The organism is Roseateles sp. P5_B10, from assembly GCF_056400485.1.
Genome location: NZ_JBFULE010000759.1, coordinates 1 through 2,508 on the forward strand (window position 1 = coordinate 1; position 2,508 = coordinate 2,508).

Below are 2,508 nucleotides of genomic sequence, written 5' to 3' on the forward strand. Positions count from 1 at the left end.
GGCGAACTGGCCGGCGGTGGCCTGTTGATCGGCATCGATCTCGTGAAGGACCACGGCACGTTGCATGCGGCCTACAACGATGCGGCCGGCGTCACTGCAGCCTTCAACATGAACCTGCTGCACCGCGCCCGGCAGGAACTGGGCGCCGAGTTCCCACCGGACGGCTTCGAGCACCTAGCCTTCTACAACCCGGCCTACCGACGCATCGAGATGCATCTGCGTGCGACGCGGCCGCTGGAGCTGAGCTTGGGTGGGGAGGTCTACACCTTCCACGAGGGCGAGACGCTACACACCGAGCATTCGCACAAATACACGGTTTCGGGCTTCCAGTCCCTGGCCGAGCGCGCGGGTTTCAAGCCAGGCAAGGTGTGGACGGATGAGAACGGGTGGTTTGCGGTGCTGTGGCTGGAGGCAGAGAGCAGCAAATAGGCCAGCGCTATGCGCGCCTCCCACCAAAACCCGGGCGCTTGCTGTCGTGCTTGACGACGATGATCCTGACCTCGTCCGCGATCACGCGATAGACAACGGTGTATGGAAAGACGCTCATGGCGAAACCGCGTCGGCCATTTGAGCGTGGCGAGCCGATGTCGGGATGCTCAAGGAGCAGGGCAGCAAGCCGTTTGAACTCTGCAACAAAACGGGCTGCCACGATGGGCGAGCCCTCACGCTCGTAGAAGGCGGCGGCTTCGTGGACGTCTTGCTCTGCGGCCGGATGCAGTGTGACCTTCATCCGGGAAAGCGGGCTTCCAGTCTGGCGACGGCCACATCGACGGGCACGGCGTTGGCGGTGCCGACTTCAAGCTCTTGCTCGCGTTCGTCGGCCAGCTTGTCCCAAGCAGCCTYAACGCCAGCGTCCACGTCCAGGCTGGCGATCAATCGATCCAGCAACTTCGCGCGATCGGCTGGCGATAGTCGCAGTACTTCTGCTTGAAGGGTTTCGAGAGCGGTCGTCATGAGCATCCCTGGGGCCCGAAGCTTGGGCAGTTCGGGTAGCTTGCCACAACTCCGTTCGGGCACTGCGAACCCGAACGATGCATGATGCGGTCGGCGATGCGGTTCACTGCGTTCACCCCTACTGGAGCCCGGCGATATAGCGTTCTGCCGCGTCAGAACACGGAATCGATTGGCAGCGATCTCAGATCGCCAACCTCTCCCGCACCCCATCCGCCGCCATGTCCTTGCCCCGCCCACGCATGACGATCTCGCCGCGCTGCATCAGCAAATACTGGTCGGCCAGCTCTTCGGCGAAGTCGTAGAACTGCTCGACGAGCACGACCGACAGGCCCTTGTCGTGGGCCAAGTGCTTGATGACGCGGCCGATGTCCTGGATGACGTTGGGCTGGATGMCTTCGGTCGGTTCGTCCAGCAGCAACACCTTGGGGCCGGGCGCGAGCGCGCGGGCGATGGCGAGCTGCTGTTGCTGGCCGCCGGACAGGTCGCCGCCGCGGCGTGAGCGCATCTTGTCGAGCACGGGGAACAGCTCGAACAGCTCCTTGGGCAGTGGCGTGCCGGCGGGCTGGCTGGAAAGACCCATCTGCAGGTTCTCCATGACCGTCAATCGCCCGAAGATCTCGCGGCCCTGCGGCACGTAGCCGAGGCCTGCGCGAACGCGCTGGTGCGTCTTCAGCTTGTTGATTGCCTCGCCGTCCAGCGTGATGCTGCCGGACGTGACAGGCACGACGCCCATCAGGCTCTTCAGCAGCGTCGTCTTGCCGACGCCGTTGCGACCCAGCACGACCGTGATTTCACCGGGCTTCAGGTCGAAGCTCAGGCCGCGCAGGATGTGAGAGCCGCCGTAGTGCTTGTGCAGATCCTGCACTTTCAAGATGTCATCTGCCAAGGTACACCTCGATCACCTTCTCGTCGGACTGCACGGCGGCCATGGTGCCTTCGGCCAAGGTCTTGCCTTCATGTAAAACCGTGACCGTGCGATGCGCGCCGGCCAGCGTGCCGACGAAGTTCATGTCGTGCTCGACGACGACGAGCGAGTGCTTGCCCTCCAGGCTCAGGAATAGCTCGGCGGTGCGCTCGGTCTCCTCGTCGGTCATGCCGGCAACGGGCTCGTCGAGCAGCAGCAGCTTGGGGTCTTGCGCCAGCAGCATGCCGATCTCCAGCCACTGCTTCTGACCGTGGCTCAGCAGGCCGGCGACGCGTTCACGCTCGTCGGCGAGATGAACCGTCTTCAACAGCTCATCCAGGCGATCACGCTGTTCGCCATTCAGCTTGGCGCGCATTGCAAAGCGCGCGCGGCGATCACCGGCGAGAGCCAGCTCCAGGTTCTCAGCCACGGTCAGCGCCTCGAACACCGTCGGCTTCTGGAACTTGCGGCCGATGCCCGCGCGGGCGATCTGCTGCTCGCTCATCAGGCGCAGGTTGAGGTTGCTGCCGAAGAAGATACGCCCGCTGTCGGGCCGCGTCTTGCCCGTGAGGCAGTCCATCGTCGTCGTCTTGCCGGCACCGTTGGGGCCGATGACGCAGCGCAGTTCGCCCACGCCCACCGTGAACGAC

At 64.2% G+C, this 2,508-nt stretch carries 5 protein-coding genes; 1 reads left to right on the plus strand and 4 read right to left on the minus strand.

Annotated elements, in window-relative coordinates:
* Window positions 1-429, plus strand: a 429-nt coding sequence (locus AC1DU6_RS27155; protein WP_477860917.1) for an L-histidine N(alpha)-methyltransferase, incomplete at its 5' end; no start/stop codon positions are given.
* Window positions 430-436: 7 nt separating this feature from the next.
* Here AC1DU6_RS27155 and AC1DU6_RS27160 read toward each other — a convergent pair.
* The 4 genes from AC1DU6_RS27160 to urtD form a co-directional block, all read right to left on the minus strand.
* A complete protein-coding gene (locus tag AC1DU6_RS27160; protein WP_056203768.1) occupies window positions 437-730 on the minus strand; it encodes a type II toxin-antitoxin system RelE/ParE family toxin in 294 nt (97 codons plus the stop codon).
* A complete protein-coding gene (locus AC1DU6_RS27165) occupies window positions 727-954 on the minus strand; it encodes an addiction module protein (protein ID WP_477860919.1) in 228 nt (75 codons plus the stop codon). The genes AC1DU6_RS27160 and AC1DU6_RS27165 overlap by 4 nt, the downstream gene beginning before the upstream one ends.
* Before the next feature lie 181 nt (window positions 955-1,135).
* A complete protein-coding gene (gene urtE, locus AC1DU6_RS27170; protein ID WP_477860923.1) occupies window positions 1,136-1,828 on the minus strand; it encodes an urea ABC transporter ATP-binding subunit UrtE in 693 nt (230 codons plus the stop codon).
* A gap of 1 nt (window position 1,829) precedes the next feature.
* The coding region (gene urtD, locus AC1DU6_RS27175; protein ID WP_477860921.1) for an urea ABC transporter ATP-binding protein UrtD at window positions 1,830-2,508 on the minus strand (679 nt) is incomplete at its 5' end.

What these genes read in the sequence shown, in the direction of transcription:
- AC1DU6_RS27160 (WP_056203768.1), bottom strand. Translation starts at nt 730, where the DNA reads ATGAAGGTCACACTGCATCCGGCCGCAGAGCAAGACGTCCACGAAGCC.